Here is a 16276-nt window from a genome sequence, read left to right as displayed (position 1 = left end):
GCACCGGGAGCCTTCGTCGGCGTATCGGCGGCTACGCCTGCGGCAGCTTCTCGAGCTGCGCCTGGAGGCGTGCGATGTCCTCCTCCGCCTTGGCCAGACGGCCGCGGATCTTGTCGACCACGTGGTCCGGGGCCTTCGACAGGAACGCCTCGTTGCCGAGCTTCGCCGTCGCCTGGGCCTTCTCCTTCTCGGCGGCGGCGAGGTCCTTGGCCAGGCGCTTGCGCTCGGCGGCGACGTCGATCACACCGGACAGGTCCAGCGCGACCTCCACGCCCGCGACCGGCAGGGTCGCCGTCGCGGTGAAGGCGTCGCCCTCCGGCTGGAGGCGCAGCAGCTGCCGGATGGCCGGCTCGTGCGGGGCCAGTGCCGTGCCGTCGAGGGTCAGCCGGGCGGGGACCCGCTGGCCGGGCTGCAGGCCCTGGTCGGCGCGGAAGCGGCGGACCTCGGTGATGACGGACTGCAGCGTCCCGATCTCCCGCTCGGCGTCCGCGTCCCGGAAGCCGCTGTCGGACGGCCACGCGGCGATGACGACCGACTCGCCGCCCGTGAGCGTCGTCCACAGCGTCTCGGTGACGAACGGGACGACCGGGTGGAGCAGCTTGAGCGTGACGTCGAGGACCTCGCCGAGGACCCGCTTGCTGACCTCGGCCGGCTCGCCGCCCGCCTGGAACGTCGTCTTGGACAGCTCGACGTACCAGTCGAAGACCTCGTCCCAGGCGAAGTGGAACAGCGCGTCCGACAGCTTGGCGAACTGGTAGTCGTCGTAGTACGCGTCGACCTCGGCGACGACCGAGTTCAGCCGGGACAGGATCCAGCGGTCGGTCGGCGACATCGCCGACGCGTCCGGCAGCGGGCCCTCGACCGTCGCGCCGTTCATCAGCGCGAAGCGCGTGGCGTTCCAGATCTTGTTGGCGAAGTTGCGCGAGCCCTGGACCCAGTCCTCGCCGATCGGCACGTCGACGCCCGGGTTGGCGCCGCGCGCGAGCGTGAAGCGCAGGGCGTCGGAGCCGTACTTGTCCATCCAGTCCAGCGGGTTGACCGCGTTGCCGAAGGACTTCGACATCTTCTTGCCGAACTGGTCGCGGACCATGCCGTGCAGGGCGATGGTGTGGAACGGCGGGGTGCCGTCCATCGCGTACAGGCCGAACATCATCATCCGGGCGACCCAGAAGAAGAGGATGTCGTAGCCGGTGACCAGGACGGAGTTCGGGTAGAACTTCGCGAGCGACTCGGTCTGTTCGGGCCAGCCGAGCGTGGAGAACGGCCACAGGCCCGACGAGAACCAGGTGTCGAGGACGTCGGTGTCCTGGTGCCAGCCCTCGCCGGTCGGGGCCTCGTCGTCCGGTCCGACGCAGACGACCTCGCCGTTCGGCCCGTACCAGACGGGGATGCGGTGGCCCCACCACAACTGCCGCGAGATGCACCAGTCGTGGAGGTTGTCGACCCAGTCGAAGTACCGCTTCTCCATCTCCTGCGGATGGATCTTGACCTTGCCCTCGCGGACCGCGTCACCCGCCGCCTTCGCCAGCGGGCCGACCTTGACCCACCACTGCATGGACAGCCGCGGCTCGATGGTGGTCTTGCAGCGCGAGCAGTGGCCGACCGAGTGGACGTAGGGCCGCTTCTCGGCGACGATCCGGCCCTCGGCGCGCAGCGCGGCGACGATGGCGGAGCGGGCCTCCAGCCGATCCAGGCCCTGGAAGGGGCCGTGGGCGGTGATGACCGCGTGCTCGTCCATCACGGCGATGGACGGCAGACCGTGCCTCTGGCCGATCTCGAAGTCGTTCGGGTCGTGTGCCGGGGTGACCTTGACGGCGCCCGTGCCGAACTCGGGGTCGACGTGCTCGTCCGCGACGACCGGGATGGAACGGTCGGTCAGCGGCAGCTTGACGAGTTTGCCGACGAGGTGCTTGTAGCGCTCGTCCTCGGGGTGGACGGCGACGGCCGTGTCACCGAGCATCGTCTCGGCGCGGGTCGTGGCGACGACGATCGTCTCGTCGCCCTCGCCGTACGTCATGGAGACGAGCTCGCCGTCGTCGTCCTGGTAGTCGACCTCGATGTCGGAGATCGCGGTCAGACAGCGCGGGCACCAGTTGATGATGCGCTCGGCGCGGTAGATCAGTTCGTCGTCGTAGAGCCGCTTGAAGATGGTCTGGACGGCCTGGGACAGGCCCTCGTCCATCGTGAAGCGTTCACGCGACCAGGCGACGCCGTCACCGAGGCGGCGCATCTGGCCGGAGATCTGCCCGCCGGACTCGCCCTTCCACTGCCAGACGCGCTCGATGAACGCCTCACGGCCGAGGTCGTGACGGGACCTGCCCTCCTTGGCGAGCTCCCGCTCGACGACGTTCTGCGTGGCGATGCCGGCGTGGTCCATGCCGGGCTGCCACAGCGTCTCGAAGCCCTGCATGCGCTTGCGGCGGGTCAGCGCGTCGATGATCGTGTGCTCGAACGCGTGCCCGAGGTGCAGGCTGCCGGTGACGTTCGGCGGCGGGATGACGACGGTGTACGGAGGCTTCTCGCTCCCCGCGTCCGCCTCGAAGTAACCGCGCTCCACCCAGCGCTCGTACAGCGGCCCCTCTACATCGGCCGGCGCGTACTGGGTCGGCAGTTCGGTCGTGGGCGCTGGTGGCTCCTGCTGAGCGTTCTCGGTCACGGGGCTCAGTTTAGAGGCGTCACAGGCGTGTCCCGAAACGCGTTTCGTTTGTAACGGTGCCACCCCCGCCGGTCTGAACGTGTCGCTCCTGAGTCAGGATGTCAGCAACGCATAAGCACCTGGAGGGGGAACCCCGTAATGAGCTACAACCAGCCGGGCCCGTACGGCGGGCAGCCACAGCAGCCCGGACCGTACGGCCAGCCGGGACCTTACGGCCAGCCGCCGCAGGCTCCGCAGCCCGGCTACGGCTACCCCCAGCAGGCCCCGCAGCCCGGCCAGCAGCCGCCCTACGGCTACCCGCAGCAGCCCGGCCAGCCCGGCGTCCCGCCGCAGCAGCCCCCGTACGGGCAGCAGCCGCCCTACGGCCAGCCCCAGTACGGCATGCCGCCCCAGCCCCCCGCCTCCGGTGGCGGCGGCAAGAAGGCCGGGATCATCATCGGCGCGGTGGCGGTCGTCGCGGCGATCGGCGTGGGCGCGTACTTCGTGATCGGCGGGGGCGGCGGTGCGGACATCGCCGACGACGGCCCGCACAAGCTGACGACGCCGGCGACGGTGCTCGGCGGCGAGTACAAGAAGGGCGACGCCGAGGAGAGCGACGGCTTCGACAAGAACGACATGAAGGAAGCCGAGAAGCACGGCGTCAAGAACGCCAAGAACGTCGACGCGGTCTACCAGGCCGGGGACGAGAACAATCCGCTCGCCCTGAGGATGGTCCAGTTCATGGGCGTCTACGGCGAGATCGACGATCCGGAGAAGGTCGTCGACGCCATGTTCGGAGAGATGGAGAAGAACGCCTCCGAGGACAAGGAGACCGAGGGCGAACTCGTCGGCAGCCCGAAGGCCTTCGAGCCGAGCGCTCTGGACGGCGCTGTCCTGAAGTGCCAGGAGATCAAGATCAAGAACAGTGAGGCCTCATCGGGTGACGTGGCCTCCGGTCCTTCGGAGATCAGCATGCCGGTGTGCATCTGGGGTGACCACAGCACGGTGGGCGTCATCATCAACACGGTGGTGGCCGACGCCATGGCCGGCAAGGCCGCCGACCTGGAGAAGTCCGCCGAACTCACCGCCAAGTTCCGCACGGACGTCCGCGTCAAGGCCTGACGCGACGCGTGCACGCGCGAAAGGGGCCCCGGCCGGTGCCGGGGCCCCTTTCGCGTCGGTGCGGGACGTCTACGCCGTCTTCTGCTCGCCCGGCCCCCGGCCGCGGGCGTCGCGGGGGATGAGGGTCGGGTTGACGTTGGAGAGGACCACGTCGGCCGTGATGACCACGCGGGCGACGTCCTTGCGGGACGGGACCTCGTACATCACGCCCTGGAGGACCTCCTCCATGATGGCGCGCAGGCCGCGGGCGCCGGTCTGGCGGAGGATGGCCTGGTCGGCGATGGCCTCCAGCGCCTCGCGCTCGAAGTCCAGCTCCACGCCGTCGAGTTCGAAGAGTCGCTGGTACTGCTTCACCAGCGCGTTGCGCGGCTCGACGAGGATCTGGAGCAGGGCCTCGCGGTCGAGGTTGTGGACGCTCGTGATGACCGGGAGCCGGCCGATGAACTCGGGGATCATGCCGAACTTGACCAGGTCCTCCGGCATGACCTCCTCGAACTGGTCCTTGGCCTCCCGCTCCTGCTTGGAGATGATCGTCGCGCCGAAGCCGATGCCCTTGGCTCCCGCCCGGCCCTCGATGATCTTCTCCAGTCCGGCGAAGGCGCCGCCCACGATGAACAGCACGTTCGTCGTGTCGATCTGGATGAACTCCTGGTGCGGGTGCTTGCGGCCGCCCTGCGGCGGGACCGAGGCCGTGGTGCCCTCCAGGATCTTCAGCAGGGCCTGCTGGACGCCCTCGCCGCTGACGTCACGGGTGATCGACGGGTTTTCACTCTTGCGGGCGACTTTGTCGATCTCGTCGATGTAGATGATCCCGGTCTCGGCCTTCTTGACGTCGTAGTCGGCCGCCTGGATCAGCTTCAGCAGGATGTTCTCGACGTCCTCGCCGACGTAGCCCGCCTCCGTGAGCGCCGTGGCGTCGGCGATCGCGAACGGGACGTTCAACATGCGGGCGAGGGTCTGGGCCAGCAGGGTCTTGCCGGAGCCCGTGGGGCCCAGCAGGAGGATGTTGGACTTCGCCAGCTCGATGGCGTCCTCGCGGCCCTGCGCGCCGCCGTTCTCGCCGGCCTGGACGCGCTTGTAGTGGTTGTAGACGGCGACGGAGAGGGCCTTCTTGGCCGCCTCCTGCCCCACCACGTACCCCTCGAGGAACTCGTAGATCTCGCGGGGCTTGGGCAGCTCCTCCCAGCGGACCTCGCTGGTCTCGGCGAGCTCTTCCTCGATGATCTCGTTGCAGAGATCGATGCACTCGTCGCAGATGTACACACCGGGCCCTGCGATGAGCTTCTTGACCTGCTTCTGGCTCTTGCCGCAGAACGAGCACTTGAGCAGATCGCCGCCGTCACCGATGCGTGCCACGGTGTGCTTCCCCTTCGCCTGGGAGTCGTCTGGACGCGGGCGTCCGGCGGCTCCTGGTGCTGCCTTATGTCCGACGGTACCTTGCCTGGCCCCCCGTTCGGGCCCCCCTTGGCACGGTTCACTTTGACGTGGACCGTGCCAAACCGTGCCAAGGGGCGGCAGACGTCACACCCCGCCCCGCGTCAGCGCAGGCTGGTGTTGTCCATCTTCCGGGTGGTGATGATCTGGTCGATCAGGCCGTACTCCAGCGCGTCCTCGGCCGTGAGGATCTTGTCGCGCTCGATGTCCTCGCGGATCTTGTCGAGCGGCCGGGTGGAGTGCTTGGCCAGCATCTCCTCCAGCTGGCTGCGCATCCGCAGGATCTCGTTGGCGGCGATCTCCAGGTCGGAGACCTGACCGCGGCCGGTCTCGCTGTACGGCTGGTGGATCAGCACGCGCGCGTTCGGCAGCGCCATGCGCTTGCCGGGCGTACCGGCGGCCAGCAGGACGGCGGCGGCGGAGGCCGCCTGGCCCATGCAGACCGTCTGGACGTCCGGCTTCACGTACTGCATGGTGTCGTAGATCGCCGTGAGCGCGGTGAAGGAGCCACCGGGGCTGTTGATGTAGACCGAGATGTCCCGGTCGGGGTCCATCGACTCCAGGCACAGCAGCTGCGCCATGACGTCGTTGGCGGAGGCGTCGTCGATCTGCACGCCGAGGAAGATCACGCGCTCCTCGAAGAGCTTCGCGTACGGGTCGTACTCGCGGATGCCCTGGGAGGTGCGCTCGACGAAGCGCGGGATGACGTAGCGGGACTCGGCCGAGGGGCCGGTGTACCGGCCCTCGGAGGCGGCGGGCGTGCGGTCGTACAGGCCGCTGCCGGGGAAGCTGTTCACGGTGTCTCCTGAAAGGGGCTGAGGCGGTCGGCTGGGGCTGCTGGGGCTGTTCACCGGGCGCGGGGGCCCGGTGGGGCGTCCACGGGGCCGTGAGGGCCCCGCGAGGCCGCTCAGGCCCCGGTGCCGCCGCCGCCCGGCATGCCGGCGGCCGTGGCGATCACGTCGTCGATGAGGCCGTACTCCTTGGCCTCGAAGGCGTCGAACCAGCGGTCACGGTCGGAGTCGCGGGTGATCTGCTCGACCGTCTGGCCGGTGTGCTGGGCCGTCAGCTCGGCCATGCGCTTCTTGGTGTGCAGCAGACGCTCGGCGTGGATCTTGATGTCCGAGGCCGAGCCGGCCAGGCCGGCGGACGGCTGGTGGATCAGGATCTCGGCGTTCGGCAGCGCGAAACGCTTGCCGGGGGTGCCGGCGCTCAGCAGGAACTGGCCCATGGAGGCCGCCAGGCCCATGGCGATCGTCACCACGTCGTTCTTGATGTACTGCATGGTGTCGTAGATCGCCATACCGGCCGTGATGGAGCCGCCGGGGCTGTTGATGTACAGGTAGATGTCCTTGTCCGGGTCGGAGGCAAGGAGCAGCAGCTGTGCGGTGATCTTGTTGGCAATGTCGTCGTCGACCGGCTGGCCGAGGAAGATGATCCGCTCGCCGAGCAGCCGGTTGTAGACCTGGTCGCCGAGGCCACCACCGATGGAGGGCTCGCCGGCGGCTGAGGGCATCAGATTCGTCACGTATCCACCTGCTCGTCTTACGACGGCGCCGGGCCGTCTCACGTGTCCCTACGGGGTCGGAGCCGTATTCGGTGACTCGCGTCCCCTGGTATTCATGGACCCTAACGCGGTGACTCCGCCAGGGAATCCCGGTAACGGGGGTGTTCGCCGGGGGCGTAGAGGGGTGTACGTCGCGATGTGCTCCGCGATGCGCTCCGCGGGGAGCGCCGTTCGCCTTTCCGGCGGGGGCCGCCGGTTCGCGGGCGGCCGCGGGCCGGTGGGGGCCGGTCGCGCCCACGCGGCGGAGCCGCGCGCCGGCACGGCCCCGCGCCCCTGGGTGGGCTGCCCCGCCGCCCGGCACCAGGGTCCCGGAGCGATGCAGACCCCGCCGCCCGGCACCAGCGCCCCGGAGCGATGCACACCCCGATGCCCGGGAGCAGGGCCCTGAGTGACGTGCGTCCCGACGACCAGACACCGGGGCCCCGGAACGCTGTGCGTTCCGGGGCCCCGGTGATCATGTCAGAGGTGACGCGAGGATCAGTCCTCGGTCTTCTCCTCGGCCGGCTTCTCGGCGGTCTCGGCCGACTCCGTGGCGGTCTCGGCGGTGTCCGCCTCGTCCTCGTCCTCGAGGTCGACGATCTCGCCGTTGGTGTCCTTGACCGTGGCCTTCTCGACCACGGAGGCCAGGGCCTTGCCGCGGGCGACCTCGCCGACGAGGAGCGGGACCTGGCCCTGCTCGACGACGGCCTGGGCGAACTGGTCGGGGGACATGCCGGAGGAGGCCGCGCGCCGCATGAGGTGCTCGGTGAGCTCCTCCTGGTTGACGTTGAGCTTCTCCTGCTTGACGAGCTCGTCGAGCACGAACTGGGTCTTGATGCCCTTGATCGCGGCCTCGCGGGTCTCGGCCTCGAACTCTTCCTCGGTCTTGCCCTGGATCTCCAGGTACTTCGCGAGGTCGAGGCCCATCTGGCCGAGCTGGTGGTGCTCGAGGTTGTGCTTGCGGGTGTTGATCTCGTCCTCGAGCAGCTTCTCGGGGACCGGGACCTCGACCAGCTCGAGCAGCTTCTCCAGGACGCGCTCCTGGGCCTGCGTGGCCTGGTCGTACTCCTTCATGTTCTCCAGGCGCTTGCGGCTGTCCGCCTTCAGCTCCTCGAGGGTGTCGAACTCGGACGCGAGCTGGGCGAACTCGTCGTCCAGCTCCGGCAGCTCACGGGCGGCGACCTGGGACACCTTGACGGTGACCTCGGCCTCCTTGCCGGCCGCCGAGCCGCCCTTCAGCTCGGAGGTGAAGGTGGCCTCGCCACCGGCCTCCAGGCCCTTCACGGCGTCGTCGATGCCCTCCAGCAGCTCACCGGAGCCGATGGTGTACGACACGCCGTTCGCGACGCCGTCCTCGAGGACCTCGCCGTCGACCTTGGCCTCCAGGTCGATGGTGACGACGTCGCCGTCCTGGGCGGCGCGCTCCACCGGGGAGGTGGAGGCGAAGCGCTCGCGGAGCTGCTCGACCGACTTCTCGACGTCCTCGTCGGTGACCTCGACGGCGTCGACCTCGACCTCGATGCCGGAGTAGTCCGGGATCTCGATGGCCGGGCGGATGTCGACCTCGGCGGTGAAGTTCAGCGTCTCGCCGTCCTTCAGCTCCGTGATGTCGACCTCGGGCTGGCCCAGCGGGCTCAGCTCGGCCTCGTTCACGGCGTCGGTGTAGAACTTCGGGAGGGCGTCGTTGACGGCCTCCTCCAGCACCGCACCGCGGCCGAAGCGCTGGTCGATGACCCGGGCCGGGACCTTGCCCTTGCGGAAGCCCTTCACCGTGACCTGCTGGTTGATCTTCTTGTACGCCGCGTCGAGGCTGTCCTTGAGCTCCTCGAAGGGCACCTCGACAGTGAGCCGAACCCGGGTCGGGTTCAGGGTCTCCACGGCGCTCTTCACGGTTCGGTCTCCTTGTGGCTGACTTCTCGGGTTCTGCCGGGACCAGAGAGGCCCGGCCGATTCGCCGCCCGGAGGACTTCAGAGACACACAGGGCGTGCAGCTTGCATAGTAACGGCAGCGGCTACGGCACCCAAAAGGCGATCACCGGTGCGTGAGCAGGTGGCTGGTCGGGGTGGCGGGATTTGAACCCACGGCCTTCCGCTCCCAAAGCGGACGCGCTACCAAGCTGCGCCACACCCCGTCTGGTGCGACACGTAGGGTACATGCACCCGGGCGGAACGGCCGCCGTGTTTCACGGGCGCGGTGCCGCGCCGGGGCGGTCCGGAAACGGGGTGTGCGACGAGGGCGTACAACCCGCTACGATGCCTGTCAGTGCCGCGGTCACCGACGTGCGGCGCGCTCCGTGCGGGCGTAGCTCAATGGTAGAGCCCTAGTCTTCCAAACTAGCTACGCGGGTTCGATTCCCGTCGCCCGCTCTGTACGGCTCAGGGCCAGGCGGAGGATCATTCCTCCGCCTGGCCCTGAGTGTTTTCCTCACACCGTCCGCGGCGTCGGGCGGACAGGCCGGGCCGCCGTGCCGGGGAGTGGTCCCGGGCCGGCCCGGATCGTTTCCGCGCGGGGGGCGGGCGGGGTCAGAAGCTGATCGAGTTGATCATCTCGGCTATCGAGTCCAGGAACCGCTGGATGTCGTCGGCCATGCCGGTGGAGGCGAGGAAGAAGCCGAAGAGGACGGCGACGATCGCCGGGCCGGCCTTGAGGGAGCCGCCTCTCATCAGCACCACCAGGATGATCGCCAACAGCAGCACCACAGACAGTGAAATGGCCACAACTGATCACACCCTCGGTCGGTTCCGCTTCCCCGGCCCGGGCGACACGACCCCGCGCACCCCGCCAGAACCATCGTGCCACCAACACGGCCGCCCTATGCGGCGGCTGACGCATCATCCGTCCCGGTGCGGACGGTCCCGTCCGTGCGCGGCCGTCCGCACCGGCCGACGGCGCGGTGTCGCACGGCAATTCGAAGGGACACCCGCACAGGGAATTCAACCGGATCGTTTCCGTCTCCACACAACGCGTTCGCGGTTAATTCGAATTGTCGCCGCAGGTACTCCAACACCCCTTGGGCCGATACGGGAGAGACACCCCCAAGCCGGTACATACCGCCAGAGTCGCCTGCCGGGCTTATGCATGGCTTAGTCCGGAACAATCATGACAAGTAAGGCCCGGCCGTCGGCCAAGTCCCTTATACGCGGAACATGTTGGCCATCACGGCAATCATGCCGATCACTTTCCCCGATCCGGGGTACCCGAGCCGAATACCAGGAACAACGCCGGGCGTTTTACGAAATGCCGAAGACGACGCTAGGGTGCCTCAGATGTTCCACGCTGCCTCGTCCCCCGCAAGCGCAGCGAGCTCACCGATCGACTCCCCGATTTCCCGCCGGGAGGGTCAGTGACGAACTCGCAGCGACCGTACGGCAACCGCAGAACGCCGCTCCCCCCGGCACAGTCACCGGCACCCGCGGTGCCGAGCCCGCGCACGGAGAGCCCGCACACGAAGAGCCCGCACGGCAGACAGCGCGACGCGTTCTTCGACAACGCCAAGTACCTGGCGATCGTGCTGGTGGCGGTGGGCCACGCCTGGGAGCCCCTCAAGGGCGACAGCCGGGTCCTGGAAGCGGCGTACACGGTCGTGTACGCGTTCCACATGCCGGCCTTCATCATCATCTCCGGCTACTTCTCGCGCAGTTTCGACATGCGGCCCGACCGGCTGCGCCGGCTGGTCACCGGCGTCGCCGTGCCGTACATCGTGTTCGAGACCGCCTATCCCCTGTTCCGGCGGGTCGTCGACCACGCCCCCGAGCAGGAGATCAGCCTGCTCGACCCCTGGTACCTGACCTGGTTCCTGGTCGCGCTGTTCGTGTGGCGGCTGACCACGCCGATCTGGAACGCGGTGCGGCACCCGTTGCCGCTGGCCCTCGGCATCGCCGTGCTGGCCAGTGTCACCCCCGGGATCGGCGACGACCTCGACCTGCAGCGCGTGCTGCAGTTCCTGCCGTACTTCGTGCTCGGTCTGTGCATGCGGCCGGAGCACTTCCGCATGGTGCGCCGCCGGTCGGTGCGGATCGCGGCGGTGCCGGTGTTCGCGGCGGCGCTGGCCTTCGGCTGGTGGGCGGTGCCGCGGATGAACACCGCGTGGTTCTACCACCGTGACGCCGCGCAGGAGCTGGGCGCGCCGTGGTGGGCCGGTCCGGTCATGGTGTTCGCGATGTTCGGCTGCTCGCTGCTGCTGACCGCCTGCTTCTTCGCCTGGGTGCCGGGCCGCCGTATGTGGTTCACGGCGCTCGGCGCGGGCACGCTGTACGGCTATCTGCTGCACGGCTTCGTGGTGAAGGCCGGCGACTACCAGGGCTGGTTCGAGCACTCCGTGCTGCACCGGCCGCTCGGCGAGATCGCCGTGAGCGTCCTGGCGGCGGCCATGGTGACGCTGCTGTGCACCGCCCCCGTGCGGCGGGTGTTCCGGTTCGTGATGGAGCCGAGGATGGAGTGGGCGTTCAAGCGGGACGCCGCCGGACCGGCCCGCGAACGCGGGCGGCGGGAGGAGAGGGAGACCCGCGAGAAGGTCTCCGCCTAGGAGGTCCTCTCCTCTTCTCCCCCTTCACGGGACCACGAGATCACGAGATCGCGAGGCCGAGGAGTGCGCGCATCCGCGCGTACTTCTCGGTCAGTCGTGTGCGGGTCGGTCCGTCCAGTACGGCGAGGCGGGCCGGGTCGGCGTTGTGCGCCAGGTCCGCCTCCTTCACCAGCAGCGCACCGGGGGTGGCGAGGATCCGGGCCGCGTACGCCTCGGGCGGCTCCCCGGAGCGTTTGGTGACCGCGAGGACGATGTCCTTGGTCCGCCGGGTCAGCGCCGCCTCCTCCAGCCACCACCGGGACAGCTTGTCGTCCTCGACGGCGTCGTGCAGCCAGGCCGCCGCGATCTGCTCCTCGTCGCCGCCGCGGGCCCGTACCCCCTCGGCGACGGCCCGCAGGTGTTCGGCGTAGGGCCGGCCCGCCTTGTCGGTCTGGCCGGCGTGCGCGGCGCGGGCGGTGGCCTCGATCTCGGCCAGGGGCAGCGGTGTCGTCTCGGTCACCCGCCCAGTGTGCACGGGTCAGCGGGCCGCCGCGGCCGTCGGGCCCTCGCGGCAGATCAGCAGCAGCGCCCGGTCGTCGTTGACGTCCTTGGCGACCGCCTCGATGAGGTGCCAGGCGGCGCCGTGGAAGCCGCCCGCGACATAGCGGTCGGCCTCGCCGGTGAGGCGGTCGATGCCCTCGACGATGTCCCGGTCGGAGGTCTCCACCAGACCGTCGGTGAACAGCATCAGCACGTCCCCGGGGCGCAGCGAGCCCTTCACCGAGTCGAACTGGGCGCCGTCGTACACGCCGAGGAGCGGGCCGTCGGCCGCCTTCTCCTCCCAGCGTCCGCTGCCCGCGCTGAGCTGGAGGCCCGGCGGGTGCCCGGCGGAGTAGAGCTCGTAGTCGCCGGAGTCCAGGTCGAGCACCAGGTGGATGGAGGTGGCGAAGCCCTCGTCCCAGTCCTGGCGCAGCAGGTAACCGTTGGCGGCCGGGAGGAAGGCGTGCGGCGGGAGGCTGCCGAGGAGACCGCCGAAGGCGCCCGACAGCAGCAGGGCGCGCGAGGCGGCGTCCATGCCCTTGCCGGAGACGTCGGTGAGCACGACCTCCAGGGTGCGCCCGCCGTTGGTGCGGGCGGCGACCACGAAGTCGCCCGAGAAGGACTGTCCGCCGGCCGGACGCAGGGCCATCTCCCGGTGCCAGCCGTCGGGGAGTTTCGGCAGCTTGCTCTGCACCCGGATGCGTTCGCGCAGGTCGAACAGCATGGTGCCGCCGCGCCGCCAGGGCACGCCGACCCGGCTGCGGAACTGGGCGACGAGCAGTCCGAAGAAGCCGCAGGCGGCGACGGTGAGGACCACACCGGGTGTGACGCGGGCCGCGCCCTCGGTGTAGGGGCCGAGCAGCACCGACTCCACGATCAGCGCGGTCGCCGCGGCGGCGTACAGGCCGAGCAGGCTCGCCGGACGCAGCAGCAGGCCGCCGGCGACGATCGGTATGACCAGTGCGGACGGCGCGCACCACACCGAGTTGGCGAGGGTCCCGGCCGCGATCAGCGGGACGGTGAGGAACAGTCCGGCGAGCGCGACCCAGTCGGAGCCGTCCCCGCGGAAGTAGTCGACGGCGCTCCGGCGCATGCCGACGCGGGCCCGGTGCCACTGCTTCTTCCACCGGGCCGTGAACGTGTCGGCTTCCGCACGCCGCTCTCGTCCTGTTGCCATTAGTTCGGGACCCTATCCATCGGACCGGCCACTTGGCACGGGAGGTCCTGGTTGTCCCCGTGCCGGGGCCGACTTCCCAGTCAACTTCACCGGACGCCGTCGTGGGGCCGCGCGGGAGAAATTGTCTCGCCCGTCCGGTACGGCACTGGTAGGGATGGCTCATGACGACCGAGAAAACGGGCTCCACAAACGGACTTCACGTGCTGGATCCGGACGACTGGGACAAGTGGTACGCGACGCTGATCCGTGCCTTCGGCGGGGTTCCGGAGGCGGACGCGGAACGGGACCTGTGGAACTCGCTGACCGAGTTCGACCGTTCCCTCGGTGTGTGGGACGGGGGCGCCTGCGTGGGGACGGCGGGTGCGTTCTCGTTCCGGCTCACCGTGCCGGGCGGCGCCTCGGTACCGGCCGCGGGCGTCACGATGGTGAGCGTGGCCGCCACACACCGGCGGCGCGGGGTGCTGACGTCGATGATGCGACGGCAGCTGGACGATGTGCGGTCCTGGGGCGAGCCGCTGGCGGTGCTCACGGCGTCGGAGCCGGCGATCTACGGCCGGTTCGGGTACGCCGCGGCCACCTTCCAGGTCAACGCCGAGATCGACACCCGCCGGACGGGCCTGACCGTCCCGGCCGGCACCGACGACGTACGGCTGCGGTACGTGGATCCCGCCGACGTCCTCGACGCCTGTGAGGCGGTCTACGCCCGGTCGGTGCCCTGCCGTCCCGGGATGCTCGCACGCCTGCCCGGCTGGGAGCGGGTGGCCCTGCTCGACACGGAGCAGCAGCGGGGCGGGGCGTCACCGCTGCAGTGCGTGGTCGCCGAACGGGCCGGTGAGACGGTCGGGTACGCGCGGTTCCGGGTGAAGCCGGGCTGGAGCTCCGCCGGGGCCGACGGCACGGTGCTGCTGAGCACCCTGGCCGCGCTCGATCCGGCGGCGGACGGCGCGCTGTGGCGGTTCCTGTTCGGCATCGACCTGACGTCGACGCTGGTGGCGCGCGGCCGGCCGGTCGACGAGGCGTGGCAGTACCTGGTGTCCGACATCCGCCGGTGCCGGCCGGAACTCCGGGACTCGCTGTACGTACGGCTGGTCGATGTCGGTGCGGCGCTCCGGGCGCGGACCTACCGGGCGCCGGTGGACGTGGTGTTCGAGGTGGAGGACGCCTTCTGCCCCTGGAACGCGGGGCGTTGGCGGCTGAGCGGGGACGCCAAGGGCGCGTCCTGCGAGCGTACGGAGGATCCTGCCGATCTCGCCCTGTCGGTACGGGAGTTGGGCGCGGCGTATCTGGGCGGGGTGAGCCTCGCGGCGCTCGCGGCGGCCGGCCGGGTGCGTGAGCTGCGGCGGGGCGCGCTGGCGGAGGCGTCCCTGGCGTTCGGGAGCGACCCGGCGCCGTGGCTGCCGCACGGGTTCTGACGGCTCAGCGGCGCTGGCACTCCGGGCACCAGAACAGGTTGCGGGCGGCGAGATCGGCGGTGCGGATCTCGCCGCCGCAGATGTGGCAGGGCAGGTTCGCCCTGCGGTAGACGTACACCTCGCCGCCGTGGTCGTCGACGCGCGGCGGGCGGCCCATCGCCTCCGGGGTGTGTTCGGGGCGGACGGTGTCGATGCGGTTGAGGCGGACGCCCTCGCGCATCAGCGCGACCAGGTCGGCCCAGATCGCGTCCCACTCGGCCGCGGTGATGTCCCGGCCCGCGCGGTACGGGTCGATCCGGTGCCGGAAGAGGACCTCGGCGCGGTAGACGTTGCCCACGCCCGCGATGACCTTCTGGTCCATGAGGAGGGCGGCGATCGTCGTACGGCTGCGGCCGATCCTGCGGTACGCGAGGGCCGGGTCGGCGTCCGGGCGCAGCGGGTCGGGGCCGAGCCGGTCGTGGACCGCCTGCTTCTCGGGGTCCGTGATCAGGGCGCAGGTGGTGGGGCCGCGCAGGTCGACATAGGACGTGGCGTCGGCGAGGCGGAGCCGGACGGTGTCCGTGGGCGGCGGCGCCGGGGCCGGGCCGAAGGTGACCTTGCCGAAGAGGCCGAGGTGGATGTGGACCCACTCGGCGGGCCCGTCGTCGCCGAAGCCGAGGAACAGGTGCTTGCCGTGGGCGTCGGTGGTGTGCAGCGGCGTGCGGTCGAGGAGGGCGGCGGCGTCGGCGAACTTGCCCTGGGGGCTCGTGACGCGGAGGGGGGCGCCGGCGGCGAAGGCGGCGGCGTAGTCCTCGGCCAGCCGGTGGATGGTGTGGCCTTCCGGCACGGGGATGTCCTTCCAAGCTTGTACCCACCGCCCGGTCGGCCGGACGGCCCGGTCGGCCGGACGGCCCGGTCGGCCGGACGGCCCGGTCAGCCGGACGGCCCGGTCAGCCGGGGCGACTCGACTCACTCCGGGCGATCCAGCCCGCCCCGAGCGGCCCGGCTCGCCCGGGCAACCCGGCTCGCTCCAAGCGGTCCAGCTCGCCCCAGACGATTCGACTCGCCCCGGCCGACCCGAATCGCTCCAAGCAGCCCACCCCGCCCGGGCGATCCAGCTCGCCCCAGGCGGCCCGACTCGCTCCAGGCGAACCGGCTCACTCCAAGCGATCCAGCTCACCCCAGGCGACTCGACTCGCCCCGAGCGGCCCGACTCGCTCCGGGCGGCCCGACCCGCCCGGGCGATCCAGCTCGCTCCGGGCGGCCCGACTCGCTCCAAGCGGCCTGGCTCGCCCCGGGCGGCCCGGATCGCTCCAGGCGGCCGGCTCGTTCCGGGGGGCTCCGCCCCGGTCCCGGCGGGGGCCGTGTCCGCCGGGGTCCCGCCGGCGCCTCGGAGAGGGTGCCCCCCGAGGCCCTCGCCTCGGGGGGCCTGGTGGCGTTACTGCTGCGGGTGGTGCGGGGGGATGGGCGGGAGGTCGCCGGTGGTCTCGTAGGCGGCGAGCATGTCGATCCGGCGGATGTGGCGCTCGTCGCCGGAGAACGGGGTGCTCAGGAAGGTCTCGACGAACTTCGTCGCCTCGTCCCGGGTGTGCATGCGCGCGCCCACCGCCATCACGTTGGCGTTGTTGTGCTGGCGGCCCAGGGCCGCCGTCTCCTCGCTCCACGCCAGGGCCGCCCGTACGCCCTCGACCTTGTTGGCGGCGATCTGCTCGCCGTTGCCGGAGCCGCCGATCACGATGCCGAGGGCGCCCTCGTCCGCGGCGGTCCGCTCGGCGGCGCGGAGGCAGAAGGGCGGGTAGTCGTCCTGGGCGTCATAGATGTGCGGACCGCAGTCGACGGGCTCGTGCCCCGCCGCCCCGAGCCACTCGACGAGGTGGTTCTTGAGTTCGTAGCCCGCATGGTCCGAGCCGAGATACACGCGCATGGTCC

13 protein-coding genes and 2 tRNA genes are annotated in these 16276 nt (G+C 70.4%); 4 read left to right on the top strand and 11 right to left on the bottom strand.

Features of this window, described 5'->3' with window-relative positions:
- Window positions 1-31: 31 nt before the first annotated feature.
- Entirely contained in the window at window positions 32-2656 is a 2625-nt protein-coding gene (locus tag IH50_RS0106180; protein WP_030858115.1) for a valine--tRNA ligase, read from the bottom strand.
- Window positions 2657-2794: 138 nt separating this feature from the next.
- Here IH50_RS0106180 and IH50_RS0106175 point away from each other — a divergent pair, with 138 nt between their 5' ends.
- Window positions 2795-3757, top strand: a complete 963-nt coding sequence (locus IH50_RS0106175; RefSeq protein ID WP_030858113.1) for a hypothetical protein — start codon at window positions 2795-2797, stop codon at window positions 3755-3757.
- Between the two features lie 69 nt (window positions 3758-3826).
- On the opposite strand, the gene clpX is transcribed toward IH50_RS0106175, so the two are convergent.
- The 5 genes from clpX to IH50_RS0106150 all read right to left on the bottom strand — a co-directional run bounded on the left by clpX (window position 3827) and on the right by IH50_RS0106150 (window position 8866).
- Window positions 3827-5113 carry an ATP-dependent Clp protease ATP-binding subunit ClpX gene (clpX, locus tag IH50_RS0106170; RefSeq protein WP_030858111.1) on the bottom strand — a complete coding sequence of 429 codons (1287 nt, stop codon included), beginning with the start codon at window positions 5111-5113 and terminating at the stop codon, window positions 3827-3829.
- Between the two features lie 182 nt (window positions 5114-5295).
- Window positions 5296-5988, bottom strand: a complete 693-nt coding sequence (locus IH50_RS0106165) for an ATP-dependent Clp protease proteolytic subunit (RefSeq protein WP_030858109.1) — start codon at window positions 5986-5988, stop codon at window positions 5296-5298.
- Between the two features lie 110 nt (window positions 5989-6098).
- The gene (locus tag IH50_RS0106160) at window positions 6099-6704 is read right to left on the bottom strand and encodes an ATP-dependent Clp protease proteolytic subunit (RefSeq protein WP_030858107.1); all 606 of its coding nucleotides are present in this window, start codon (window positions 6702-6704) and stop codon (window positions 6099-6101) included.
- Window positions 6705-7232: 528 nt separating this feature from the next.
- Window positions 7233-8624 (bottom strand): trigger factor, encoded by a 1392-nt coding sequence (gene tig / locus IH50_RS0106155; protein ID WP_030858105.1) that lies wholly within the window; start codon window positions 8622-8624, stop codon window positions 7233-7235.
- 165 nt (window positions 8625-8789) lie between these two features.
- A tRNA-Pro gene (locus IH50_RS0106150) sits at window positions 8790-8866 on the bottom strand.
- A 164-nt stretch (window positions 8867-9030) separates the two neighbouring features.
- Here IH50_RS0106150 and IH50_RS0106145 point away from each other — a divergent pair.
- Window positions 9031-9101 (top strand) — tRNA-Gly (locus tag IH50_RS0106145).
- 156 nt (window positions 9102-9257) lie between these two features.
- Here the strand turns inward: IH50_RS0106145 and IH50_RS0106140 are convergent.
- Window positions 9258-9452 carry a hypothetical protein gene (locus IH50_RS0106140; RefSeq protein WP_030858104.1) on the bottom strand — a complete coding sequence of 65 codons (195 nt, stop codon included), beginning with the start codon at window positions 9450-9452 and terminating at the stop codon, window positions 9258-9260.
- Window positions 9453-10078: 626 nt separating this feature from the next.
- Here IH50_RS0106140 and IH50_RS0106135 point away from each other — a divergent pair.
- Window positions 10079-11260 (top strand): acyltransferase family protein, encoded by a 1182-nt coding sequence (locus IH50_RS0106135; RefSeq protein ID WP_037872121.1) that lies wholly within the window; start codon window positions 10079-10081, stop codon window positions 11258-11260.
- Window positions 11261-11300: 40 nt separating this feature from the next.
- Here IH50_RS0106135 and IH50_RS0106130 read toward each other — a convergent pair whose 3' ends face one another.
- Window positions 11301-11759 carry an HD domain-containing protein gene (locus IH50_RS0106130; RefSeq protein WP_030858100.1) on the bottom strand — a complete coding sequence of 153 codons (459 nt, stop codon included), beginning with the start codon at window positions 11757-11759 and terminating at the stop codon, window positions 11301-11303.
- A gap of 18 nt (window positions 11760-11777) precedes the next feature.
- Window positions 11778-12956 (bottom strand): PP2C family protein-serine/threonine phosphatase, encoded by a 1179-nt coding sequence (locus IH50_RS0106125; protein ID WP_030858098.1) that lies wholly within the window; start codon window positions 12954-12956, stop codon window positions 11778-11780.
- 161 nt (window positions 12957-13117) lie between these two features.
- Between IH50_RS0106125 and IH50_RS0106120 the strand changes: the two genes are divergently transcribed.
- Window positions 13118-14368, top strand: a complete 1251-nt coding sequence (locus tag IH50_RS0106120; RefSeq protein ID WP_030858096.1) for a GNAT family N-acetyltransferase — start codon at window positions 13118-13120, stop codon at window positions 14366-14368.
- A gap of 4 nt (window positions 14369-14372) precedes the next feature.
- Here IH50_RS0106120 and IH50_RS0106115 read toward each other — a convergent pair whose 3' ends face one another.
- Together IH50_RS0106115 and IH50_RS0106110 are read right to left on the bottom strand one after the other, a co-directional pair.
- A complete protein-coding gene (locus IH50_RS0106115; protein ID WP_030858094.1) occupies window positions 14373-15194 on the bottom strand; it encodes an Fpg/Nei family DNA glycosylase in 822 nt (273 codons plus the stop codon).
- 591 nt (window positions 15195-15785) lie between these two features.
- On the bottom strand, window positions 15786-16271 hold the full coding sequence (locus IH50_RS0106110) for a ribose-5-phosphate isomerase (protein WP_030858092.1): 486 nt from the start codon (window positions 16269-16271) through the stop codon (window positions 15786-15788).
- Window positions 16272-16276: the final 5 nt, after the last annotated feature.

Origin of the sequence: Streptomyces sp. NRRL S-37, assembly GCF_000721605.1 — a bacterium.
Taxonomy (GTDB): domain Bacteria; phylum Actinomycetota; class Actinomycetes; order Streptomycetales; family Streptomycetaceae; genus Streptomyces.
This window is presented reverse-complemented; position numbering and strand designations above follow the sequence as displayed.